This is a genomic window from Streptomyces chisholmiae, assembly GCF_031845445.1.
Lineage (GTDB): Bacteria > Actinomycetota > Actinomycetes > Streptomycetales > Streptomycetaceae > Streptomyces > Streptomyces chisholmiae.
Genome location: NZ_JAVREO010000008.1, coordinates 214,485 through 236,235 on the forward strand (window position 1 = coordinate 214,485; position 21,751 = coordinate 236,235).

22 protein-coding genes are annotated in these 21,751 nt (G+C 73.9%); 10 read left to right on the forward strand and 12 right to left on the reverse strand.

The window, feature by feature from the left end:
• Positions 1-4: 4 nt before the first annotated feature.
• Complete coding sequence (locus tag RM844_RS15535) at positions 5-571, forward strand: dihydrofolate reductase family protein (protein WP_311667783.1); 567 nt, start codon at positions 5-7, stop codon at positions 569-571.
• 101 nt (positions 572-672) lie between these two features.
• On the opposite strand, the gene RM844_RS15540 is transcribed toward RM844_RS15535, so the two are convergent.
• The 3 genes from RM844_RS15540 to RM844_RS15550 all read right to left on the reverse strand — a co-directional run bounded on the left by RM844_RS15540 (position 673) and on the right by RM844_RS15550 (position 2,411).
• Positions 673-858 carry a DUF397 domain-containing protein gene (locus RM844_RS15540; RefSeq protein ID WP_311667784.1) on the reverse strand — a complete coding sequence of 62 codons (186 nt, stop codon included), beginning with the start codon at positions 856-858 and terminating at the stop codon, positions 673-675.
• A 247-nt stretch (positions 859-1,105) separates the two neighbouring features.
• Complete coding sequence (locus tag RM844_RS15545; RefSeq protein WP_311667785.1) at positions 1,106-1,684, reverse strand: hypothetical protein; 579 nt, start codon at positions 1,682-1,684, stop codon at positions 1,106-1,108.
• A 106-nt stretch (positions 1,685-1,790) separates the two neighbouring features.
• On the reverse strand, positions 1,791-2,411 hold the full coding sequence (locus RM844_RS15550) for a TetR/AcrR family transcriptional regulator (protein WP_311667786.1): 621 nt from the start codon (positions 2,409-2,411) through the stop codon (positions 1,791-1,793).
• 218 nt (positions 2,412-2,629) lie between these two features.
• Here RM844_RS15550 and RM844_RS15555 point away from each other — a divergent pair, with 218 nt between their 5' ends.
• Positions 2,630-4,165, forward strand: coding sequence for an MDR family MFS transporter (locus RM844_RS15555; RefSeq protein WP_311667787.1), 1,536 nt, complete (start codon positions 2,630-2,632; stop codon positions 4,163-4,165).
• 89 nt (positions 4,166-4,254) lie between these two features.
• Here the strand turns inward: RM844_RS15555 and RM844_RS15560 are convergent, their stop codons facing one another.
• A complete protein-coding gene (locus RM844_RS15560; protein ID WP_311667788.1) occupies positions 4,255-4,812 on the reverse strand; it encodes an META domain-containing protein in 558 nt (185 codons plus the stop codon).
• A 266-nt stretch (positions 4,813-5,078) separates the two neighbouring features.
• On the opposite strand from RM844_RS15560, the gene RM844_RS15565 reads away from it, so the two are divergent.
• Complete coding sequence (locus RM844_RS15565) at positions 5,079-5,882, forward strand: helix-turn-helix domain-containing protein (RefSeq protein ID WP_311667789.1); 804 nt, start codon at positions 5,079-5,081, stop codon at positions 5,880-5,882.
• On the forward strand, positions 5,869-6,054 hold the full coding sequence (locus RM844_RS15570; RefSeq protein WP_311667790.1) for a DUF397 domain-containing protein: 186 nt from the start codon (positions 5,869-5,871) through the stop codon (positions 6,052-6,054). The genes RM844_RS15565 and RM844_RS15570 overlap by 14 nt, the downstream gene beginning before the upstream one ends.
• A 91-nt stretch (positions 6,055-6,145) precedes the next feature.
• Here the strand turns inward: RM844_RS15570 and RM844_RS15575 are convergent, their stop codons facing one another.
• The 6 genes from RM844_RS15575 to RM844_RS15600 form a co-directional block, all read right to left on the reverse strand.
• A complete protein-coding gene (locus RM844_RS15575; RefSeq protein WP_311667791.1) occupies positions 6,146-6,979 on the reverse strand; it encodes an ABC transporter ATP-binding protein in 834 nt (277 codons plus the stop codon).
• Positions 6,976-8,052 carry a FecCD family ABC transporter permease gene (locus tag RM844_RS15580; protein ID WP_311667792.1) on the reverse strand — a complete coding sequence of 359 codons (1,077 nt, stop codon included), beginning with the start codon at positions 8,050-8,052 and terminating at the stop codon, positions 6,976-6,978. Before RM844_RS15580 ends, RM844_RS15575 begins: the two co-directional genes overlap by 4 nt.
• Complete coding sequence (locus RM844_RS15585; protein WP_311667793.1) at positions 8,049-9,089, reverse strand: FecCD family ABC transporter permease; 1,041 nt, start codon at positions 9,087-9,089, stop codon at positions 8,049-8,051. Before RM844_RS15585 ends, RM844_RS15580 begins: the two co-directional genes overlap by 4 nt.
• Positions 9,086-10,147, reverse strand: coding sequence for an iron-siderophore ABC transporter substrate-binding protein (locus RM844_RS15590; RefSeq protein WP_311667892.1), 1,062 nt, complete (start codon positions 10,145-10,147; stop codon positions 9,086-9,088). Before RM844_RS15590 ends, RM844_RS15585 begins: the two co-directional genes overlap by 4 nt.
• 222 nt (positions 10,148-10,369) lie before the next feature.
• Positions 10,370-11,176: a helix-turn-helix domain-containing protein gene (locus tag RM844_RS15595; RefSeq protein ID WP_311667794.1), complete on the reverse strand. Its 807-nt coding sequence runs from the start codon at positions 11,174-11,176 to the stop codon at positions 10,370-10,372.
• A gap of 77 nt (positions 11,177-11,253) precedes the next feature.
• Complete coding sequence (locus RM844_RS15600; RefSeq protein WP_311667795.1) at positions 11,254-11,748, reverse strand: Lrp/AsnC family transcriptional regulator; 495 nt, start codon at positions 11,746-11,748, stop codon at positions 11,254-11,256.
• 71 nt (positions 11,749-11,819) lie between these two features.
• Between RM844_RS15600 and RM844_RS15605 the strand changes: the two genes are divergently transcribed.
• Positions 11,820-12,878, forward strand: a complete 1,059-nt coding sequence (locus RM844_RS15605) for a threonine ammonia-lyase (protein ID WP_311667796.1) — start codon at positions 11,820-11,822, stop codon at positions 12,876-12,878.
• Between the two features lie 19 nt (positions 12,879-12,897).
• Here the strand turns inward: RM844_RS15605 and RM844_RS15610 are convergent, their stop codons facing one another.
• Positions 12,898-13,596 carry a FadR/GntR family transcriptional regulator gene (locus RM844_RS15610; protein WP_311667797.1) on the reverse strand — a complete coding sequence of 233 codons (699 nt, stop codon included), beginning with the start codon at positions 13,594-13,596 and terminating at the stop codon, positions 12,898-12,900.
• Positions 13,597-13,803: 207 nt separating this feature from the next.
• On the opposite strand from RM844_RS15610, the gene RM844_RS15615 reads away from it, so the two are divergent.
• The 5 genes from RM844_RS15615 to RM844_RS15635 are packed head-to-tail and all read left to right on the forward strand — an operon-like array spanning position 13,804 to position 20,408.
• Positions 13,804-15,423, forward strand: coding sequence for an ABC transporter substrate-binding protein (locus tag RM844_RS15615; RefSeq protein WP_311667798.1), 1,620 nt, complete (start codon positions 13,804-13,806; stop codon positions 15,421-15,423).
• A gap of 14 nt (positions 15,424-15,437) precedes the next feature.
• Complete coding sequence (locus tag RM844_RS15620) at positions 15,438-16,379, forward strand: ABC transporter permease (protein ID WP_394814521.1); 942 nt, start codon at positions 15,438-15,440, stop codon at positions 16,377-16,379.
• Positions 16,376-18,433: a dipeptide/oligopeptide/nickel ABC transporter permease/ATP-binding protein gene (locus RM844_RS15625; RefSeq protein WP_311667800.1), complete on the forward strand. Its 2,058-nt coding sequence runs from the start codon at positions 16,376-16,378 to the stop codon at positions 18,431-18,433. Before RM844_RS15620 ends, RM844_RS15625 begins: the two co-directional genes overlap by 4 nt.
• Positions 18,430-19,476 carry an oligopeptide/dipeptide ABC transporter ATP-binding protein gene (locus RM844_RS15630; protein WP_394814513.1) on the forward strand — a complete coding sequence of 349 codons (1,047 nt, stop codon included), beginning with the start codon at positions 18,430-18,432 and terminating at the stop codon, positions 19,474-19,476. Before RM844_RS15625 ends, RM844_RS15630 begins: the two co-directional genes overlap by 4 nt.
• Complete coding sequence (locus tag RM844_RS15635) at positions 19,473-20,408, forward strand: dihydrodipicolinate synthase family protein (protein ID WP_311667801.1); 936 nt, start codon at positions 19,473-19,475, stop codon at positions 20,406-20,408. Before RM844_RS15630 ends, RM844_RS15635 begins: the two co-directional genes overlap by 4 nt.
• Positions 20,409-20,472: 64 nt before the next feature.
• On the opposite strand, the gene RM844_RS15640 is transcribed toward RM844_RS15635, so the two are convergent.
• Positions 20,473-21,672, reverse strand: coding sequence for a sialidase family protein (locus tag RM844_RS15640; protein ID WP_394814522.1), 1,200 nt, complete (start codon positions 21,670-21,672; stop codon positions 20,473-20,475).
• Between the last annotated feature and the right edge of the window lie 79 nt (positions 21,673-21,751).

Genomic DNA, 21,751 nt, shown 5'->3' on the forward strand with positions numbered 1-21,751 from the left:
CGTCATGCGGAAACTGATCTACGGCATGAACGTGTCACTGGACGGCTACATCGCCGCGCCCGGCGACGACCTCGGCTGGAGCGTACCGAGCGACGAGCTGTTCCAGTTCTGGTCGGACCGGTTGCGGGCGACCGAACTGTCGCTCTACGGGCGCAAGCTGTGGCGGACGATGAGCTCCCACTGGCCGACCGCCGACCAGCGGCCCGACGCCACCCCGGCGGATGTCGAGTTCGCGCGTCGCTGGCGGGACATGTCGAAGGTGGTGTTCTCCTCGACGATCGACCAGGTCGACTGGAACACCCGCCTGGTCACCGGCGACGCGGTCGCCGAGATCACCCGGCTCAAGGCCGAGGACGGCGGCCCGATGGATATCGGCGGCGCGACGCTCGCCGGGGCGGCCATGCGGGCCGGGCTGATCGACGAGTACGTGCTGGCCACCGCGCCGGTCCTGGTGGGCGGCGGCACGCCGTTCTTCACCGCGCTGGACAGCTGGGTGAACCTGGAACTGGTGGAGTCGCGGACGTTCCCCTGCGGGGTGATCCTGACCAGGTACGAGACGAGGCGACCGTGACCGCTCGGGCCCGTCCGGCGGCCAGGACTCGTTCGCGCGTGCTGACCGGAGGGGCCCGGTAGCGGGGCGGTGGGCCGCGGTCCGACCGCGGCCCGTTCAGGTCAGCGCTTCACCAGGGTCAGGAATGTGGACCATGCCGCGGCCGGCAAGTTCAGGATGGGGCCGTCCTCGACCTTGCTGTCGCGGACGGGGACTGTCCCGGGGGCGTCATCGCGCACTTCGAGGCACTCACCTCCGTTGCCGCTGCTGTAGCTGCTCTTGCGCCACGGGTTCTCATTCGTCTTCACTTCGGTATTCCTCGGCAATCATGGCAAGGCGCCGCACGGTATTCCGCGGACCGAGAGCGTCGGCTTTCAGGCGATCGTATGTCTGCTCCGCGGTCTGAGTACGAGTTTCATGGAGATCCTCTACCGCATGGACCTGAAGCCCCGGTGAGCTGACCGCCGGACCCCCTGCCGCCCGGCAGGGGGTCCTTCCTCGTGCGCGCGGTGCCATGGGCGGCGGCTCGCCCCGCCGCCCGGCCCCGCCGCCTGGCTACGGCGTCGGGTCGGTCGTCGGGCGGGGAGCGCGTTGGGCCTCGAAGTGGGCCAGGCGGGCCAGGTGGTCGGGGAGCGCGGCGCGGGACTTCTCGCGGGCCCACAGCACGCCCCAGACGGTGCCGCCGACGGCCAGGGTGAGGAACAGCACGGCCAGCGGCGGGGCGACCCGGGACAGTGCCGAGGTGCCGATCGCGGTGAGCGCGGTCAGCGCCAGCAGGCCGCGCAGCGGGTGCCGCCAGGGGGTGTGCCGCTCCAGGTGCACCGCGATGCGGTGGCGGGCCGCGTCGTCCGGGGAGATGCCGTGCGGCGGGGGAGGGGTGGGCCAGCAGGCGGCCCACCAGGTGCCGGTGGTGCGGTGGTGGTGGGCCGCCCAGGTGGCGCGGTGCCGGGCCGGCTCGCTGTCGTCGCGGGTGAAGCGGGCGGTGAAGCGGGTGGGGCGCAGCGGCACCGAGTAGTCGGTCAGGGTGTAGCCGAACTCGTGCGCGATGGCGACCACCCGTTCCGGCCGGAAGGTGACGGTGACCGAGACCTGGTCCCGCCCGTCGAACGCCCGGATGATCTCCTCGTCCCGCATCGCCGCCCCCGCCTTCCGCCCCTGGCCGGCCGGGGTGTCCGGCCGGACCCGTCAGCATGCGGGCCCGGGCCCGCCGCGTCCAGCCCGTCCGGCGCCAGCTCCGGCGTCAGCCGCGGCGGGCGGGGGCCGGCACGGTGACGTGGACGGCGTTCATCACCCGGTCCAGCAGGACGTGCTGCGCCGCCGGCTCGTCCCCGCAGGCCTGGAAGACCGCCGCCTGCAGGCAGGCGAAGGCCGCGCCGACCGTGGCGCGCAACACCACCGGGTCGACGGTGCGGCCCTGGCGTTCGGCCCGCTCGGCGAGGCGGGCGGTCATCTGCTGCTGGACGCCGTCCACCCGCCGCAGGTAGGCGGCCAGCAGGTGCGGCGAGCGGTCGAGGAGGCGCTGGATGGCGGTGCCGTGGGCGCGGCGCCCGGGCTCGGCGAACTGGTCGATCGCGAGGTCGAAGGCGCGGCGCAGCGCGGTCCAGTCGTTCTCGGTGTCGGGGCGGGCGGTGAGCCGCTCCAGCAGCTGCTGGCCGAGACTGTCGTAGTGGTCGAGGAGGATGTCCTCCTTGGACGGGAAGTAGCGGAACACGCTCCGTTGGGAGATGCCGACCGCGCTGGCGATCTGGTCGATCGTGGTCTCCTCGTACCCCCGGGAGAGGAACAGATCCTCGGCGGTGCGGGCGATCTGGACGCGCACGGCGTTTCGTGTGATGGCCCGCAGTCCCGTTCCCGGCTCCATGCTCCGGGACGATAGCAGCAGACGTGTTTGACAGCCACTGTCAGGAAGGGCGTAAGCTGTCCCGGGTGGGGGTGCTCTGTGCTGTTTCCCGGGGGTTCCTCTTGCCCGGCCGCTGATCCGCTGGCCCGGCCACCGACCCGAGCCGCCCGGCCGTCACCGGCTCCGCGCCCGTCCACTCCGTCCCCGTTCGCCCAAGGACCCTCGCCCCAAGGACCCTCATGGAACTCTCGAAGCCGTCCGATCCCGAAGCCGGCGCACCCGATCCGGCCGGGGAGTCGATACCCCGCTCGGTGGTGCTGGTCATAGGCGTGCTGCTGGCCGCCGCCTTCGTGATGATCCTCAACGAGACCGTCATGGGCGTGGCGCTGCCGCGGCTGATGGAGGACCTGGAGATCTCCGCGGCCACCGGACAGTGGCTGACCACCGCCTTCATGCTGACCATGGCCGTGGTGATCCCCACCACCGGCCTGATCCTCAAGCGGTTCTCCACCCGCGCCGTCTTCATGACGGCGATGACGCTGTTCACCGCCGGCACCGCGCTGTGCGCCGCGGCGCCCGGCTTCCCGGTGCTGCTGGTCGGCCGCGTAGTGCAGGCCGCGGGCACCGCGGTGATGCTGCCGCTGCTGATCACGACGGTGCTGACCTTCGTGCCCGCCACCCGGCGGGGCAGCACCATGGGCCTGATCTCCATCGTGATCGCCGTCGCGCCGGCCATCGGCCCGACGTTCTCCGGGCTGATCCTGTCCGAGCTGAGCTGGCGCTGGATCTTCCTGTTCGTGCTGCCGGTCGCGGTCATCGCGCTGCTGGTCGGCTCCGCGAAGATCACCAACGTCACCACCCCGGTCAAGGTGCGCTTCGACCTGGTGTCGATCGTGCTCTCGGCGGTCGCCTTCGGCGGCCTGGTCTACGGGCTGAGCAGCATCGGGGAGGCGGCCGAGGGCGACACCCACCTGCCGCCCGCGCTGCCGATCGCGGTGGGCGCCCTGGCGCTGGCCGGCTTCACCTTCCGGCAGCTGCACCTCCAGCGCAGCGCGGAGCACGAGCCGCTGCTCGACCTCCGCCCGTTCCGCACCCGCTCGTTCAGCGTCGGCCTGACGATGCTGCTGGTGTCCATGGGCGCGCTCTTCGGCACGCTGATCCTGCTGCCGATCTTCCTGCAGAACGTGCGGGACCTGACGACGCTGGAGACCGGTCTGGTGCTGCTGCCGGGCGGTCTGGTGATGGGCCTGGTCGCGCCGCTGTCCGGCCGGCTCTACGACCGGCTGGGCCCGCGCCCGCTGGTGGTGCCCGGCGCGTTCACGGTCGCCGGCGCGCTGGCCCTGATGCAGCTGCTGGACACCGACAGCGGGGTCGGCCTGGCGATCCTGGTGCACGTGGTGCTGAGCATCGGCCTCGGCCTGCTGATGACGCCGCTGATGACCTCGTCGCTCGGCTCGCTCCCGGCGGAGCTGTACGCGCACGGCAGCGCCATCCTCAACACCCTCCAGCAGCTGGCGGGCGCCGCCGGCACCGCGCTGTTCATCACGGTGATGACCCGCAGCGCGACCCGGGAGGTGGAGGGCGGCATGGAGCCGATCGCGGCCCAGGCGGCCGGCATCCACGACGCGTTCCTGATCGGCGCGGTCCTGGCGCTGGTCGCGGCGGGGCTGTCGTTCCTGGTGCGCCGTCCGCCGGCCCCGGCCGTCGTGCCGGACGCCGACGGCGGCGAGCCGGAGCGGGACGCCGACGAGGCGGTGCCGGCGCCGACCCACTGACGCCCAGGCGGCCCGCCCCCGCGCGGGCCGCGGTGCTCCGACGCCCCGGCCGGGATGCCCCGGCCGGGGCGTCGTGCGTGGGCCGGACCCTAGGTGGTGGGCACCGGGATGGGCAGGTTCTCGGTGAGGGTGACGGTGTCGCCCGCCGGGTCGGTGAGGGTGAGGGTGGCGGGCTCGTTCTGGCCGGGGCCGTCCGCGTCGTGCAGCGCGTAGGCCAGCTCGCCCCGGAAGACGCCGAGGAAGTGCTCCGCGAAGGTGCCGTCGTCCTCGGGGCAGCCCGCCTCCGTCCTGACCACCTCGGCCACCCGCAGGGTGGCGCCGTCGGCCGTCACGTCGGAGCCGTACCGGCAGCCGCGCTCGGCGCGGAACTCCTCGACGTCGGGCAGGTCCAGGTGGACCAGGGTCAGGCCCGGCGGCCGGGGGAACGCGGTGCCGTCGACCGTGACCCGCTCGGGCAGCCAACGGGACTTCGTCAGCTGCTCGGGGGCGGCCCCGCCGTCCGGCGGGGCCTCGGTGGCCTCCTCGGTGGGGGCCTGGCGCCCGGCGGGGTCGTCGGTGGCCGCGGTGGAGTCGGCCTGGCAGCCGGCCAGCGCGGCCGTCGCGGCCAGCGCCAACAGCCCGGCCAGGAGCGGCGGTCGCTGTCTCATACCGCTGGGACGCGGGCAGCCGTCCGACGGGTTCCGCCGGGCGGCTTCGCCGCCTCGCCGGCCCCCGGCGCCGCCGGGGCGTCCGGTGGGGTCATCTCTTCGGGCCCCGCTCACTCCTTCGGGGGTTCGGTGCCCGAACAGCGGACACGACGGCCGGGCTCTCGGCATGATGCCGGGAAAAGAATCGCCGGCCCGGTGCGAGCCGGGACCGGCGGGGGGAAGAAGGGTGGGCAGGAGCGTTGCACGCTACCGAGAGTCCCCGGGTCTTGAACGATCTTGAGTACCTGGGGGTCGAAGTCAGGGGCGCGCGGGAGCGCGCCGGCCTCTCCCAGCGCCAGTTCGCGGTGGGGACGGGCTTCAGTCAGAGCTATATCAGCAAGGTTGAACATGGGGCGCTCATCCCCTCGGAGGACTTCGCCCGCAAGTGCGATCTGGTGCTGGGGACCAGCGGGCTCTTCGAACGGCTCCGGGCGCGGCTGGTGGAACGCGGGCACCCCAGCTGGTTCGCGCCCTTCGCCAAGATGGAGCGGGAGGCGGAGGAGGTGCTCGATTATTCGTTGTGGACGCTCCCTGGGCTGCTCCAGACTGAGGAGTATGCGCGCGCGTTGTTCCGAGCCGGGCACCCCGAGGCCACCGAGGACTGGATCGAGAAGCGGGTGGAGAACCGCGTCTCCCGGCGCGGGGTGCTCACCGGGGATGATCCGCCCCCCTTCTGGGCGATCATCCACGAGTCGGTGCTGCTGCCGCACATCGGCGGAGCGCGGGCGATGCGGGCGCAGTTGGAGCACCTGCTCGAAGCGGCGAGCAGGCCGCGGGTCACCGTGCAGGTCCTCGCCCTCACCGCGGGGGCGCCGCCGGCGACCGAGCCGTTCATCCATCTGCAACTGCCCAGGCAGCGCAGCGTGGTGTACACGGACACCGCGTTGGGCGGCCAACTGTCCACCAGCGACGACCAGGTACGGTTCTGCCGGACGGCCTTCGAGCGGCTGCGGGCCGAGGCGCTGAGCCCCACCATGTCCACCCGCCTCATCAGGAAGATCGCGAAGGAACTGCCTCATGACGACGACTGAGCCGAGTTGGCGGAAGTCCTCCTACTCCGGGAACCAGGGCGGGGCCTGCCTGGAGGTACGGGATGGCGTTCCCGGCGCTGTGCCGGTCCGGGACAGCAAGGTGGCCGACGGCCCCGTGGTGACGGTGCCGGCGGCGGCCTGGTCCCGTTTCGTGGCCTTCACCCGGCGCTGACCGCCGCGTCCAGCGGACGGTCTTCATCGACCCCCCGGCGCTGACCGGGGGGTCGGCACGTTCGGCCCGCCCTCGCCCCGCCCCGCCCCGGCTACGCCGGCTCGGCCGGCTCGGCGGTGGCCGGCCGGTTGGTGTGGTGGCGGCCGATGGGCAGCATCAGCGGCCGGCCGGAGACCGGGTCCTGGATGATCCGGGAGTCCAGGCCGAAGACCGCCCGGACGCACTCCTCGGTCAGCACCTCGCCCGGCGCGCCCGTCGCGTGCAGCCCGCCGTCCGCGAGGGCGATCAGGTGGTCGGCGTAGCGGGCGGCGAGGTTGAGGTCGTGCAGCACCATCACGATGGTGGTGCCCCGGTCCCGGTTGAGGTCGGTCAGCAGGTCGAGCACCTCGACCTGGTGGCTGACGTCGAGGAAGGTGGTCGGCTCGTCGAGCAGCAGCAGGTCGGTCCCCTGCGCCAGGACCATGGCGATCCACACCCGCTGCCGCTGGCCGCCGGAGAGCTCGTCGACGGCCCGGTCGGCCAGCTCGGTGGTGCCGGTGGCCTCCAGGGCGGCGGCCACCGCGGCGTCGTCGCGTTCGCTCCACCGGGAGAAGACGCCCTGGTGCGGGTGCCGGCCCCGGCCGACCAGGTCCAGCACGGTGATGCCCTCGGGCGCCACCGGCGACTGCGGCAATAGGCCCAGGGTGCGGGCGAGTTGCTTGGCGGGCAGCCGGTGGACCGCCTTGCCGTCGAGGACCACCCGCCCGTCCCGTGGGGTCAGCAGCCGGGACATCGAGCGCAGCAGCGTCGACTTGCCGCAGGCGTTGGCGCCGACGATGACGGTGATCTCGCCGGGGGGCACGGCCAGGTCGAGGGAGCTGACGACGACACGGTCGCCGTAGCCGAGCGTGAGCCGCTCGGCGGCGAGGGTGTGGGACGTGGTCACAGGGAGCCTCCCGCCCGGTGGGTGCGGATGATCAGGTAGATGAGGTAGGGCGCGCCGAGCACGCCGGTGACCACGCCGACCGGGTAGCGGTGGTCGAACGCGAACTGGCCGGTGAAGTCGGCGGCCAGCACCAGCAGGGCGCCGACCAGCCCGGCCGGCACCAGCAGCGAGGTGCCGGGGCCGACCAGCCGGGCCGCGATCGGCCCGGACAGGAACGCGACGAACGCGATCGGCCCGGCCGCCGCGGTGGCGAACGCGATCAGGCCGACGGCGGCGACGATCAGCGTGATCCGGGTGCGTTCCACCCGGACGCCGAGGGCCGCCGCGGTGTCGTCGCCGAGTTGCAGCGCGGACAGGTCCCGGCCCTTGGCCAGCAGCACCGGGGCGAGCACGGCCAGCGCGACCAGGGTCGGCACCACCTGCTCCCAGGCGGCGCCGTTGAGGCTGCCGGTCAGCCAGCGCATGGCCTCCTGGAGGTCCCACTCGGCGGCCCTGGACAGCACGTAGGAGGTGACGCTGTCGAGCATCGCGGCGATGCCGATGCCGATCAGGATGAGTCGGGTGCCGACCACCCCGTCCTTGAAGGCGAGGGTGTACACCAGCAGGGCGACGCCGAGGCCGGCGGCGATGGCGAGGACGGAGACCTGCGTCTCGTTCAGCGACAGGGTGACGATGGCGATGGCCGCCGCCGCGCTGGCGCCGGCGCTGATGCCGATGATGTCGGGGCTGGCCAGCGGGTTGCGGAGCATGGTCTGGAAGGTGACGCCGGCCAGCCCGAAGCTGAACCCGGCGGTCACCGCGAGCACCGCGCGGGGCAGCCGCAGCCGCCCGACGGTGAACGAGGCGCCCGGCACCTGCTCGCCGAGGACCACCCGCAGCACGTCGCGCGGCGGGTAGAAGGTCTGCCCGTACATCAGGGTGACGGCGAAGCCGGCGACCACCAGCAGCGCGAGCGTCAGGACGACGAGCCGCCGGCGGGCGGCGCGCCGGGTCCGGCCGCGCGCGACGGCCCGGCGCACGGCGTCGGGGGCGGCCGGCTCCACGGACGGGGGGCGGACGGCGGGGGCGTTCACAGGGCTCGCACCTTCTGCCGGCGGACGATGTGGATGAAGAACGGGGCGCCGATCAGCGCGGTGATGATGCCCACGTCGATCTCGGTCGGCCGGGCCACCACCCGGCCCACCACGTCGGCGGTGGTCAGCAGCGCCGCGCCGGCCAGCGCGGAGAACGGCAGCAGCCAGCGGTGGTCCACGCCGACCAGCAGCCGGCAGGCGTGCGGCACGACGAGCCCGACGAAGCCGATCGGGCCGGCCACCGCGGTGCACGCCCCGCAGAGCACGACGGCGCCGACCGCGGCCAACGCCCGGGCGACGGCCACCCGTTCGCCGAGCCCGGCGGCCAACTCGTCGCCGAGGGCGAGTGAGTTGAGGGCCCGCGCGGAGAGCAGGCAGACGGCGAACCCGACCAGCAGGAACGGCAGCACCTGCCCGGTGCGTTCGAAGGACGCGCCGCCCACGCCGCCGATCTGCCAGAGCCGGAAGCCGCCCGCGATGTCGTTCCGGGGCAGCACCACGGCGCTGACCAGGGAGGCGAACGCGGCCGACGTGGCGGCGCCGGCCAGCGCCAGCTTCAGCGGGGTGGCGCCGCCACGGCCCAGCGAGCCGACGGTGTAGACGAAGCCGGCGGCGAGCGCGGCGCCGCCCATCGCCACCCAGATGTAGCCGGTGGGGGAGGTGAGGCCGAAGAAGGCGACGGCGGTGACGACGGCGAGTGAGGCGCCCATGTTGACGCCGAGCACCCCGGGGTCGGCCAGCGGGTTGCGGGTGACCCCCTGCATCACCGCGCCGGCCAGCCCGAGGGCGGCGCCGACCAGCACGGCCAGCACGGTGCGCGGCACCCGCTTGGCGACCGCGGCCTGTTCGAGGGAGTCCTCGGCGCCGCCGAGCGCGGCGAGCACGTCGGACCAGGGGACGGTGCGGGAGCCGAAGGCGACCGAGGCCAGCATGGTCAGGGCCACCGTCAGGACGAGGGCCAGCAGCCACCACAGCCGGACGCGAGCCGGCCGCCGCCTGCTGGCGGCGACCGGCTCGCGGGGTTCGACCGCGGTCATCCGACCTGGTCGGCGGCCTCGGCGAGGGCCGCCACGTAGTCCTCAAGCACCCACGAGATGGACAGCGGCGTGGGGTTGGCCGCGGTCGCCAGCGGGGCGCTGCCGGGGAGCAGATAGGCGGAGCCGCGCTCGATGGCGGGGATCCGGGAGAGCAGCGGGTCCTCCTGGAGGGTCCGCAGCAGCTCGCCCTCCTCGTCGCCGTAGCCGGTGATGATGTCCACGTCGTCGAAGTAGTCGATCTGCTCGGCGCTGCGGGTCTGCGCGAACTGGTCGGTGTCGGCGGAGGCCTCGGCGATGCTGTCCGGGATGGTCATCCCGAGGTCCTCGAAGAAGAGGGTCCTGGTGTCGTGCGTGGTGTAGAAGCCGATCTCGCTGACGTCGTTGGGGTCCACGTGCGTCATGAACATCGCGGACTTCCCCGCCAGCTGCGGGTAGTCGGCGACGACGGCCTCGATCTCGTCCTCGATCTCGGTGATCAGCGCCTGGCCCTCGGCGCCGAGCCCGATGGCCTCGCTGTTCAGCCGGATGATCTCGCGCCAGGGGGTGGCCCAGGCGGCGTCCGGGTAGGCCACGACGGGCGCTATCTCGCTGAGCGTGTCGTAGTCCTGCTGGGTGAGCCCGGAGTAGGCGGCCAGGATCACGTCGGGGGCGGTGTCGGCGACCGCCTCGAAGTCGATGCCGTCGGTCTCGTCGAACAACACCGGTGCCTCGGCGCCGAGTTGGTCGAGCTGCTCGGTGACCCAGGGGAGGACGCCGTCGCCGTCGTCGTCGCCGAAGTTGGCCGCGGCCATGCCGACGGGGACGACGCCGAGCGCCAGCGGCACCTCGTGGTTGGCCCAGTTGACGGTGGCGACGCGCTCCGGCTTGGCCTCGATGGTGGTCTCGCCGAGGGCGTGCTCGATGGTGAGCGGGAAGGCGTCGGCGCCGCTCTCGGCGCTGGCGTTGTTCCCTTCCTGGTCGTTGCCGCTCTCGTCCTCGGTGTCCGAGGAGCCGCCACAGGCGGTGAGCCCCAACAGGACCGCCGCCACGGTGAACAGGCGCAGGCGGGGTGGGCGCATTGTTCCGTACTCCACTTCCGGGATTCTGGGTGCCGGACCTCGCACGTCCGTCACGCGGGACGCGGTCGTGGAGCGGTGCACCGTTCTGGGGAGAAGGTTAGGTAAGGCTTGCCTTCCCGTGCACCTTAGGAGGGGTGGCCGCCTGTCGCAATCAACCATTCGGGACAGTCGATGTAGCCATCCGGACAACGGGCCCGCTGGGCGGGCCCCGGTGCCGGCCGGTCAGGAGGCCCGAAACGCCCCTGGAGTCAGGCCAGTTGTCCGCCGGAACGCCGCGCAGAACGCGCTCGCCGACTGGTAGCCGACCAGGTCGGCCACCACCTCGACCGGCAGCCCCCGGGTGAGCAAGGCCACGGCGTGCTGCGCCCGCACCGCCGCCACCCAGCGCGCGAAGCTGATCCCGGTCTCGGCGTTGAACGCCCGGGAGATGGTCCGCGGGCTGACCCCCAGCTCGGCCGCCCAGTGCGTCAACGTCCGCTGGTCCCTGGGGTCTTCGCGGACCGCCTCGGCGATCGGCCGCAACAGCGCGGAGACCGGCACCTGGAGCAGCAACTCCCGGGGCGAGGGCGCCAGCACGTCCAGCAGCATCGCCTCGGTCACCGCCCGGGACGCCGGGGCCAGCCCGGGCTCGTCCAGCCGCTCAAGGAGCAGCCGGAGCAGCGGCGTGATCTCGACGGCCACCGGCACGTCCGAGATCGAGGGGGCGCCGCCGAAGCCGAAGAAGCTGGCCCGGAACCACGTCCCGGCGATCGCCGACCCGGAGTGCGGGGTGCCGGCAGGCATCCACAGCCCCAGCGTCGGGGTGATCGTCCACACCCGCGCGCCCACCACCGCGGTGGACGCGCCGCGGCCGTTCCACAGCAGCTCGTGGAAGGGGTGCGAGTGCTCGCTCCAGGTGGTGTCCCGGGTGACCACCTCGCCGTAGCAGGCGACCCGGAACGAGTCCGCCACGGCGCCCGGCGGCACCGCCGGCAGGGTGCGGGTCTCCCGCGGACGCTGCTGGCCCGGGACGGCGGCGGAGGCGGACATCCCCCCAACGTAGCCGGCCGGTCAACGATCTTGGGCCCGGCCTCGGCCCCGGCCACGCGCCGACCGCCCGGGAGCGGTCAGCCGCGCAGCAGCTCACCCGGCACGCCGGTGCCGCTCTTCACCGTCTCGAAGACGAACAACGTGTCGTATCGGCGGATGTTGTCGTCCCGCTGGAACAGCTCGTGGCTGAGGTCCCGCAACTCCCGCACCGAGCGGGCGGTCAGCAGCACCGCGTAGTCCCAGCGGCCCGACACCGCGTAGCACTGCTGGACCGCCGGCCTGGCCCGCAGCCGCTCGACGATCCGCCGGTGGTGGTCGGGGGACTCCTCGGCCAGCGTCAGCAGCACCAACGCCTGCGCCAGCGCCGGCGCCGCCCCGGTGTCGACCACCGCCACCGTGCGCAGGACGCCCGCCGCCTTGTAGCCGGCGATCCGGCGCTGCACCGCGCTGGGCGACAGCCCCACCCGCTCGCCCAACGCGCGCAGCGTCTGGTCCGCGTCGGCCTGCAACAGGTCCAACAGCAGGGAGTCGATCTCGTCCAGCGGCCTCGGCCGCCGCGGCAGCCCGGGCACGCGCAACAATCTCGCGTGTGCGCGCGATCTACGCAAGCGGCGCCCGCGGCGTTCCGCCTAGCGTCAGACGCATGCAGCCAGCCAACCCGGCCAACCCGGCCAACCCGGCCAACCCGGCCAACCGAACCGACCCGACCGGCCCGACCGACCCGACCGACCCGACCGACCCGGCCCCCGGGCCCCGCCTGGCGGAGCCGCCCGCCGGTCCGGCCACCGACCTCAGCCTGAGCCGGATCGCCCGAGCCAGGAGCGTCATCCCGGCGTGCTTCCTGGACACCCCGCAGTACGAGGACGAGCTGCTCAACACGGCGCTGGGGCGCCGCGTCACGGTCAAGTTGGAGACCGGCAACCCGATCCGCAGCTTCAAGGGGCGCGGCGTCGCCCTCGCCCTCGCCGACCTGCCGGCCGGCAGCACCGTGGTCTGCGCCTCCTCGGGCAACTTCGGTCAGGCCGTGGCCTACCTCGGCCGCGACCTGGGCCTCACGGTGGTGGTCTACGCCCCGGCCCCGCTCAACCCCAGCAAGTGCGCCCGGATGGTCGCCTTCGGCGCCGAGGTGATCGAGGTCGCGGGGCCGGACGCCCACCCGGCGGCCGCCGCGGCGGCCGCGGCCTCGGGCGCCGCGCTGCTCGTCGACGGGGTGCCGCCGGCGATCGCCGAGGGGGCCGGCACCATCGCCGAGGAACTCGCCCGGGCCGGCCGGTTCGACGCCGTGGTCGTGCCTGTCGGCGACGGCAGCCTGATCACCGGCGTCGCCGCGTGGCTGCGCGCGCACGCGCCCGACACCCGGATCGTCGGGGTCAACCCGGCCGCCGCGCCCACCATGTTCCGGGCGCTCGCCGCCGGCGAGCCGGTCACCACGACCCCGGCCAGCGCCTTCGCCGAGGGCATCACCGTCACCCGGGCCCGGCCCGAGTCGCTGGCCAGGGTGCGCGCGCTGGTGGACGAGATCGTGCTGGTGACGGAGGCCGAACTGCGGTCCGCGATGGGCCTGGTGGCCCGGCACCTGTCGGTGCTCGCCGAGCCGGCCGGCGCCGCCGGCATCGCGGCGATCGCGGCCGGCAAGGTCGCCGGCGACCGGCTCGCCACCCTGGTCACCGGCGCCAACCCGAACCCCGGCGGGCCCGGCTGACCGGCCGGGCCGGGGCGGCTCAGCCGCCCGCGCTCTCCCGCAGCACCTGCCGGATGCCGGCGAAGTGGTCGCGCATCGCGGTGACCGCGCGGGCGGTGTCGCCGGCCTCCAGGGCGGCCACGATCTCCTGGTGCCTGGCGCAGGTGACCCGGCCGTCCCCGCGCTCCTCGCGCAGGTCCTCCCGGACCCGGTGGAAGGCCGCCCAGAACGCGTCCAGCACCTCGCTCAACAGGTGGTTGCCCAGGCTGTGGTAGAGCGCGAGGTGGAAGGCGCGGTCGGTGGTCGCCGTGACCCGGCCGTCCTCGGCCACCTCGCGCTCCATCGCGGCGACCAGCTCGCGCAGCCTGGCCAGGTCGGCCGGCCGGGTGTCGGCGGCCACGCTGCCGATCAGGCCGGCCTCCAACGCCTCCCGCACCTCCAGGAGTTCGGCCAGGCTGGCCTCCCCCCTGCGGTGCCGGACGGCGGCCCGGAAGACCATGCCGTCCACGAACGAGTCCAGGCTGAGGCTGCCCACATAGGTGCCGAACCCGTGCCGGATGTCGACGATGTTGACCGCCTGGAGCGCCTTCAGCGCCTCCCGCACCGAGTTGCGGCTCACCTCGAAGAGGGCCATCAACTCGCTCTCGGTGGGCAGCGGATCGCCCGGCGCCAGGCGTCGGGTGAGGATCAGCTCCCTGATCTGACCCTGCACCTCGTCGGACATCATGCGGCGGGCCATGGAGCCCCTCCCTCTGCTCGTATCTCCCGCCCACGGCCTTGGGGGCGGCCCGACAACGACCTGTTCTTGACCTGGAGTTCACATTCTGCCACCGAGGTGATCAGAGATCGGACATCGGATGTCCGAACCCTTGACCGCCGGCTCCCCCCGATTCTAGGTTCCTAGGACGTACAACGTAGGACCTCCCGGAGCCGCGCTGGAGGCACAGTGGACCACTCCCTTGATCGCCGTTCGTTCCTCCGCCTCACCGGTGCCATCGGCGCCGCCGGCGCGATCACCGCAAGCCTGGGCGCCTGCACGGGCCCACCGTCCACCATCGGCACCGGCCGGGGCGGGGACGGCGCCGCGCTGGACACCCTGACCGCCGTCATCGGGTACGGCAACGACCAGAGTTGGGACCCGACGCAGACCGCGTCCGCGTTCTCCATGGCGGCCAACCACCACATCTACGAGGGGCTGCTGGACACCGACCCGATCACCCGCGTCCCCTACCCGGCGCTGGCCACCGCGCTGCCCGCCGACCCCACCGCCACCAGCTGGCGGTTCACCCTGCGCGAGGGCGCCCGCTGGCACGACGGCGAGCCGGTGACCGTGGACGACGTGCTGTTCACCTTCGACCGCGTCCTCGACCCGGAGGCCAACACGCTGGCCAGGTCGTTCTTCGCCAGCTGGCTGGCCGGGGTGCGGGCGGTCGACGAGCGGACCGTCGAGCTGGACTTCCACTTCCCGTTCCCCGACGCGGCGCCCCGGCTGACCATCGCCAAGATCATGCCGCGCCACGTCTTCGGCGCCGAGGGCGCCTGGGAACGCGCCACCGGCGGCCTCGCCGTCGGCTCCGGCCCCTACCGGCAGACCGCCCACCACCCCAAGTCCAACACCACCTTCGAGGCGTTCGAGGACTACAACGGCCCCCGCCACCCGGCGTTCCGGGCGATGAACTGGCGCTCCGTCGTGGAGGCCGCGCCCCGGGTGGCCGCGATCTCCGGGCAGAGCGCCGAGGCCCAGATCGCCGAGAACATCCCGTACGCCAACGTCCAGCAACTGCGCGACGAGGGCCTCCAGGTGGAGGGCGGCGCCGGGATGAACCACCTCTTCCTGATGTTCAACACGGAGAACCCGCCGCTGGACGACATCCGGGTGCGCCAGGCGCTGCTGCACGCCGTCGACACCGGGCAGCTGATCGAGGTCGGCCTCAAGGGGTACGGCCGGCCGGCCACCTCCTTCCTCGACGAGAACAACCCGGCGCACCGCCCCGCCGCCACCGTCTACGACTACGACCCGGACCGCGCCCGGGCGCTGCTGGCCGAGGCAGGGGTCACCGACCTCAGCATCAACCTGATGGCCGCCAACGTCAGTTGGGCGGTGGACTGCCTGCCGACCATCAAGGAGTCCTGGGACGCGATCGGCGTCCCCACCACCCTGGAGCCACAGGAGACCTCGGCCCTGTTCACCAAGATGGACCAGGACCGCGCCTACCAGGTGGTCGCCGCCGTCTCCAACCCCAACCAGTTCGGCCTCGACGCCGACCTGATCCTCCGCTACAACTACACCCGCGGCGGGCTGTGGATGAGCTACACCGGGTGGGAGGCCAGCGCCGCCGCCGACGAGCTGTTCGCCCTGATGGACCAGGCCACCGAGGAGCCCGACCCGGCCCGCCGGCTGGAGCTGACGCACCGCGTGCTCGACCTGGTCGCCGAACAGGCCGTGCTCTACCCGGTGGTGCACAACGAACTGCTCACCGCCTGGAACCCGCGGCTGGTCACCGGCGTGCGGGCGCAGGCCTACCCGGGCGTCAACGTGCTCCAGACCGGGGCGGTCGTCTCGTGACGGTGATCCTGCGGATGGTGGCGCGCCGGGTGCTGCTGCTGGTCCCGCTGCTGCTGGGCATCATCCTCTTCGTCTTCCTGGTGATGCGGTTCTCCGACACCGACCCGGCCTCCGCCTACTTCCAGGGCAGCAACCCCACCCAGGAGCAACTCCACCAGTTCCGCGAGGAGAACGGGCTGCTCGACCCGCTGCCGGTGCGCTACCTCGACTTCGTCGGCGACCTGGTCACCGGGGACCTGGGGATCAGCGTGCTGACCCGGGCCCCGGTCTGGGACCAGGTGACGCTGGCCCTCCCGCTGACCCTGCAACTCACCTTCCTCGGGCTGGGCATCGCCGTCGCCCTGGCCCTGCCGCTGGGCGTGCTCGCCGCCGTCTACCGGGACCGGCTGCCGGACCAGCTGATCCGGGTCGTCTCACTGGTCGGGGTCGCGGCCCCGGCGTTCTGGCTGGCGCTGCTGATGATCCAGTACCTGGCCGTGGACCGCGGCTGGTACCCGACCGGCGGCTACATCAACCCCCAGGACTCGTTCAGTGGTTGGCTCAACAGCCTGACCCTGCCGGCGCTGGCGCTCGCCATGCCGGTGGCCGCCCAGCTGACCCGGGTGGTGCGCACCGCCGTGGTCGAGGAGCTGGACCGCGACTACGTCCGCACCGCGATCGGCGGCGGCCTGCCGCCGGTGGTGGTCGTCGGCCGGAACGTGCTGCGGAACGCGCTGATCAACCCGCTGACCGTGCTCGGCCTGCGGGTCGGCTACCTGCTCGGCGGCGCGGTGGTCATCGAGACCATCTTCGCGCTGCCCGGCATGGGCAAGCTGATGATCGACGCGGTGCGCAACGGCGACCCCGCCGTGGTGCAGGGCGTGGTGCTGACCACCGCGGTCGGCTTCGTCCTGGTCAACCTGCTGATCGACATCCTCTACCTGCTGGTCAACCCCCGGCTGAGGAGCGCGACATGACTGCGATGAGCCGACTCACCGGGCCGGTCACCGGGCGGCTGCGCGGGCTTTCCCGGCTGCCCCTGCTCTCCCGGGTGGCGCTGGGCCTGCTGCTGCTGGTGGTGCTCGCCGCCGCGCTGGCCCCCTGGCTGGCGCCGCACGACCCCTACGCCCAGTCGGGCACCGCCGGCGGGCCGTCCGCCGACCACTGGATGGGGCAGGACAGCCTCGGCCGGGACATCCTCAGCCGGCTGATGCACGGCGCCCGCTGGTCGTTGGCCATCGGGCTGGGCGCCACCGGCCTCGCGCTGCTGGTCGGCGCGGTGCTGGGCGCCGTCGCCGCCACCTCCCGGCGGGCGGTCGACGAGGCGCTGATGCGCACCCTGGACGTGGTGATGGCCTTCCCCGGCGTCGCCCTGGCCGCCGTGCTGATCTCCGTGTTCGGCGGCGGCGTCCCCGTGCTGGTCTGCGCCATCGCCTTCCTCTACACGCCGCCGATCGCCCGGGTGGTGCGGGCCAACGTGCTGGCCCAGTACAGCGAGGACTACGTCACCGCGGAGCGGGTGCTCGGCGCCCGCACCCCCTACATCCTGGTGCGGCACGTCGCGGTCAACTGCGCGGCGCCGATCCTGGTCTTCTGCACCGTGATGGTGGCCGACGCCATCGTCTTCGAGGCGTCGCTCTCCTTCGTCGGCGCCGGCGTCCGGCCGCCCGAACCCTCCTGGGGCAGTGTGATCGCGGACGGCAAGAACCTGGTGCTGCTCGGCGGCTGGTGGGCCACGGTCTTCCCCGGCCTGCTGATGCTGCTGACCGTGCTGGCCCTCAACATCCTGGCCGAGGGCGCCTCCGACTCCTGGGCCGCGCCCCGCCCGGCCGTCGAACTCCCCACCGAACTCCCCGGCGGGACCGCCGGCTCGGCCGGCGCGCTGCCGCGCCCCAGGCCGGCCGCCGACGAGACCGTCCCCTCGGCCGACGACGCCGCGCGCGTCGAGGCCGTCGAACCGCCCGCCGCCCGGGAGCCGTTGCCGCTGCCCGGCCTCGACCAGGCCGGCGCCCGGCTGCGTGCCCTGGCCCGGCCGCCGGTCACCGGCGAGCCGGTGCTCAGCGTCCGCGACCTCACCGTCCGCTTCCCCGACCGGCACCGCGGCGTCGAGGTGCTCTCCGGCGTCAGCTTCGACGTCCGGCCCGGCGAGGTCCTCGGCCTGGTGGGGGAGTCCGGCTGCGGCAAGTCGCTGACCGCGCTCACCGTGATGGGCCTCCAGCCGCGCGGCGCCGAGATCGGCGGCAGCGTCCGGTTCGCCGGCCGGGAGCTGACCGGGCTGCGCCCGCGCGCCCGCCGGGCCCTGCTCGGCCACCAGATGGCGATGGTCTACCAGGACGCCCTCTCCTCCCTGAACCCCGCCATGACCATCCGCGCCCAGCTGCGCCAACTCGTCCGCCGCGGCGGCCGGCGCAGCCCCGCCGAGCTGCTCGGACTGGTCGGCCTCGACCCGGACCGGGTGCTGCGCGCCTACCCGCACGAGCTGTCCGGCGGCCAGCGGCAGCGGGTGCTGATCGCCATGGCGCTCTCCCGCGAGCCGCGGCTGATCGTCGCCGACGAGCCGACCACCGCGCTGGACGTCACCATCCAGGCCCAGGTCATCCAGCTGCTGCTGCGCCTCCGCGCCGAGCTGGGCTTCGCGCTGGTGCTGGTCTCCCACGACCTGGCGCTGGTCGCCGACGTCACCGACCGGGTGGTGGTGATGTACGGCGGGCAGATCGCGGAGCGCGGGGTGACCGCCGACCTGGTGGGTGCCCCCGCCCACCACTACACCCGCGGCCTGCTCGGTTCGGTGCTCTCCCTGGAGTCGGGCGCCGCCCGCATGACGCAGATCAGGGGCGTTGTCCCGGCCCCGGCCGACTTCCCCGCCGGCTGCCGGTTCGCCGGCCGCTGCCCGCTGGCCGACGCGGCCTGCGCCGAGCCGGTGCCGCCGGCCGCGGCCAGCGGTCACGACCACGTCGCGGCCTGCCACCACCCGGCGCCGCCCCCGCCCGACGCCCCGCCCGTGCGAACCGAGAGCGAGGTCAGCCCGTGAGCGTCGAACCCGCCGGCCCCCTGACGGAGTTGCGCGACATCCACCTGAGCTACCCGGCGCGCGGCTCCGGCCGCCTCCGCCCCACCCTGGTGCGGGCCCTGGTCGGCGCCGACCTGACCATCGCGCCCGGCGAGACCGTCGGCGTGGTCGGCGAGTCCGGCTGCGGCAAGTCCACCCTGGCCAAGGTGCTGGTCGGCATCGAACGCCCCAGCTCGGGCACGATTCTGCACCGTGGCCGTGACCTGTGGGCGATGCCGGCCGCCGAACGCCGCACCACCCTCGGCACGGAGGTCGGCCTGGTCTTCCAGGACCCGTCGACCGCGCTCAACCGCCGGCTGCCCGTGCACCGGCTGCTGCGCGACCCGCTGGACGTGCACCGCCGCGGCACGCCAGCCGAACGCGCCGCACGGGTGCGGGAGTTGCTCGACCTGGTGGGGCTGCCCGGGCATGTCGCCGACGCGCTGCCCGGGCAGCTCTCCGGCGGCCAGCGGCAGCGCGTCGCCATCGCCCGCGCGCTGGCCCTGCGGCCCGCGCTGCTGGTCGCCGACGAGCCGACCAGCGCCCTGGACGTCTCGGTCCGGGCCCAGATCCTCAACCTCCTGCTGGACCTGCGGGAGGAGCTGGGCCTGGCGATGCTCTTCGTCTCCCACGACATCCAGACCGTCCGCCGGATGAGCGACCGGGTCGTCACCATGTACCTGGGCCGGATCGTCGAGGAGGCGCCCGCCGACCGGGTGACCGGCCACGCCCGCCACCCGTACACCCGCGCGCTGTTCTCCGCCACGCCCGGGCTGCTGGCGCCGATCGAGCCGATCCCGCTGGTCGGCCCGCTGCCCTCGGCGACCCGGCCGCCCAGCGGCTGCCCGTTCCGCACCCGCTGCTGGAAGGCGGACCAGCGGTGCGCCGAGTCGATGCCGGACTTCCAGGGCGAAGCCGGTGAGACTCCCGGTGGACACCGCTTCCGCTGCCACCACCCGGTGGCGGCCGAGGAGACCACCCAGCAACTGGTCGCCCAGGCGACCCCGGCCGAGGAGCGCCCATGACCCTGCCCGCCCGTCTCTCCGGGGTGATCCCCCCGGTCTGCACCCCGCTGACCCCCGCCGGGGAGGTGGACACCGTCTCGCTGGCCCGGCTGGTCGACCAGCTCGCCGGCGCGGGCGTGGACGGGCTCTTCGTGCTGGGCTCCACCTCCGAGGCCGCCTTCCTCACCGACCGGCAGCGGGTCGCCGTGGTCGACACGGTGGTCGGCCAACTCAACGGCGCGCTACCGGTGTTGGCCGGCGCCATCGACATGACCACGCCCCGGGTCGTCGAGCACGCGCGCGCGGCGCTCGCCGCCGGCGCGGACGCCGTGGTGGCCACCGCGCCGTTCTACACCCGGGTCGCGCGGCCGGAGATCGAGCGGCACTACCGGCTGCTCGCCGACCGGGTCGAGGCGCCGGTGTTCGCCTACGACCTGCCGGTCGCCACCGGCGTCAAGCTGCCGGCCGCCCTGGTGCTGGCCCTGGCCGCCGACGGGGTGCTCGCCGGCCTCAAGGACTCCAGCCCCGAACTGGGCGAGCTGCGCGCCGTGTTGGCCGGCGTCCAGGACGGCGTCACCGGCCCGGACTTCGCCGTCCTGACCGGCTCCGAACTGGTCGTGGACGCCGCCCTGTTGATGGGCGCCCACGGCGTGGTCCCGGGGCTGGGCAACGTCGACCCGCACGGCTACGTCCGGCTGGTGGCCGCCTGCGCCGAGCGCGACTGGGCCAGGGCCCGCGTCGAACAGGACCGGCTGGCCCGGCTCTTCGCCTTGGTCGAGGCGGGCGACCCCGGCCGGATGGGGCGCGGCTCGGCCGCCATCGGCGGCTTCAAGACCGCGCTCTACCTGCGCGGTTGGATCGACCACCCGACGACGGCCGAGCCGCAGGTCCCGCTCAACGAGGCCGAGACCGAGCGGGTCGCCAAGCACCTGGCCGGCGCCGGGCTGCTCTGAGCGGCCGCCGTTCCCCCGACGGCCAGCCGACCGGCCCCGGCGACCGCCGGGGCCGGCGCCGCACTCAGGGCCGGCCGAGGCCGATCCGGCGGAACTCGATCGTCTCGTAGGGGCCGCTCGCCCCGGTCTCGTAGAGCACCCCGACGGTCCGCCGGTCCAGCGACACCAGGTCCGAGTAGGCGGCGGGCTGCTCGGAGAGCGTCACCGCCGGCTCGAACGACCGCCCGGCGTCGTCGCTGCGCCACACCGTCAACGCCTCCCTGCGGTCCGGGTTGGACGGACCGGAGAAGAGCAACGGGCCACGCTTGCCCGGCAGTTGCAGCACGCTGGCCTGCACGACCGGCACCGCGCCCAGCCCCTCCTGGGCGACCAGCGGCCCGTCCAGGCTCGCCCCGCCGTCCGAGGAGTAGCCGCCCAACCGGTTGCCCGGGTCCGTGCCGTTCTGGTCCCGGACGCTGAAGTAGAGCCGCCCGTCCGGGAGTTCCGCCACGCTGGACTCGTTGGAGTTGGCCGCCCCGTCGTAGCTGTCGTCGATGTACCCCAACTCCCAGGTGGTGCCCCCGTCGTCGCTGTACAGCGCGTGCGAGCCGTAGTAGCGCGGCTCGGCGCCGGTGTCCGGCGAGCCGGCCGGCGGCGCCGTCGAGTGGTTGGCCGGCACCAGCAGCCGCCCGGCGTGCGGCCCCTTCGTCAGCGCGATCGCGTGCCCCGGGCCGGTGGCGTACCAGCGCCACTGCGGCAGCTTCGCCGCGTCGGTGATCTCCCGCGGCGCGCTGAACGTCCGCCCGGCGTCATCGCTGGTCTGCACGAAGACCCGGCGGCTCTGCTCCGGGGTGACCTCGCCGCCGATGATCTCGTGCTCGGTGACCTCACCGCTGTTGAAGCAGGTCACCAGCACCACCCGGCCGGTGGCCGGGTCGACCACCGGCGCCGGGTTCCCCCGGGTGTCGCCGTCGCCGCTGGCCACCACGGACAGCTCGCCCCAGGTGCAGCCGCCGTCGGCGGACCGGCGCAGCACCACGTCGATGTTGCCGCTGTCGCCGGCCCCGGCGACCCGGCCCTCGGCGAAGGCCAGCAGGGCGCCGTCGGGCGCGGCCACCACGGCCGGCACCCGGAAGGTGTCGTAGCCGTGCTCGCCCGCCACGAACGGCACCGACGAGGTGCAGGCGCCGGCCGCCGCCCGGTCGGCCGGGCCGCCGCCGGCGGCCAGCGCCGAAGGCGTCGCCGCCAGCACGCCGAGCACGGCGGTGCCGGTCAGCAGCAACAGCCGCAGGGACGTTCTCCTGCGGGTCCTTCGGCGGGCGGGGGTGGAAGTCGGGGAACTTGTGCGGGAGTCAGGGAACATG

What these genes read in the sequence shown, in the direction of transcription:
- RM844_RS15625 (WP_311667800.1), top strand. Translation starts at nt 16,376, where the DNA reads ATGACTGCGATGAGCCGACTCACCGGGCCGGTCACCGGGCGGCTGCGC.
- RM844_RS15545 (WP_311667785.1), bottom strand. Translation starts at nt 1,684, where the DNA reads ATGCGGGACGAGGAGATCATCCGGGCGTTCGACGGGCGGGACCAGGTC.
- RM844_RS15610 (WP_311667797.1), bottom strand. Translation starts at nt 13,596, where the DNA reads ATGGCCCGCCGCATGATGTCCGACGAGGTGCAGGGTCAGATCAGGGAG.
- RM844_RS15605 (WP_311667796.1), top strand. Translation starts at nt 11,820, where the DNA reads ATGCAGCCAGCCAACCCGGCCAACCCGGCCAACCCGGCCAACCCGGCC.
- RM844_RS15560 (WP_311667788.1), bottom strand. Translation starts at nt 4,812, where the DNA reads ATGAGACAGCGACCGCCGCTCCTGGCCGGGCTGTTGGCGCTGGCCGCG.
- RM844_RS15595 (WP_311667794.1), bottom strand. Translation starts at nt 11,176, where the DNA reads ATGTCCGCCTCCGCCGCCGTCCCGGGCCAGCAGCGTCCGCGGGAGACC.
- RM844_RS15535 (WP_311667783.1), top strand. Translation starts at nt 5, where the DNA reads ATGCGGAAACTGATCTACGGCATGAACGTGTCACTGGACGGCTACATC.
- RM844_RS15570 (WP_311667790.1), top strand. Translation starts at nt 5,869, where the DNA reads ATGACGACGACTGAGCCGAGTTGGCGGAAGTCCTCCTACTCCGGGAAC.
- RM844_RS15590 (WP_311667892.1), bottom strand. Translation starts at nt 10,147, where the DNA reads ATGCGCCCACCCCGCCTGCGCCTGTTCACCGTGGCGGCGGTCCTGTTG.
- RM844_RS15555 (WP_311667787.1), top strand. Translation starts at nt 2,630, where the DNA reads ATGGAACTCTCGAAGCCGTCCGATCCCGAAGCCGGCGCACCCGATCCG.
- RM844_RS15620 (WP_394814521.1), top strand. Translation starts at nt 15,438, where the DNA reads ATGGTGGCGCGCCGGGTGCTGCTGCTGGTCCCGCTGCTGCTGGGCATC.
- RM844_RS15635 (WP_311667801.1), top strand. Translation starts at nt 19,473, where the DNA reads ATGACCCTGCCCGCCCGTCTCTCCGGGGTGATCCCCCCGGTCTGCACC.
- RM844_RS15585 (WP_311667793.1), bottom strand. Translation starts at nt 9,089, where the DNA reads ATGACCGCGGTCGAACCCCGCGAGCCGGTCGCCGCCAGCAGGCGGCGG.
- RM844_RS15550 (WP_311667786.1), bottom strand. Translation starts at nt 2,411, where the DNA reads ATGGAGCCGGGAACGGGACTGCGGGCCATCACACGAAACGCCGTGCGC.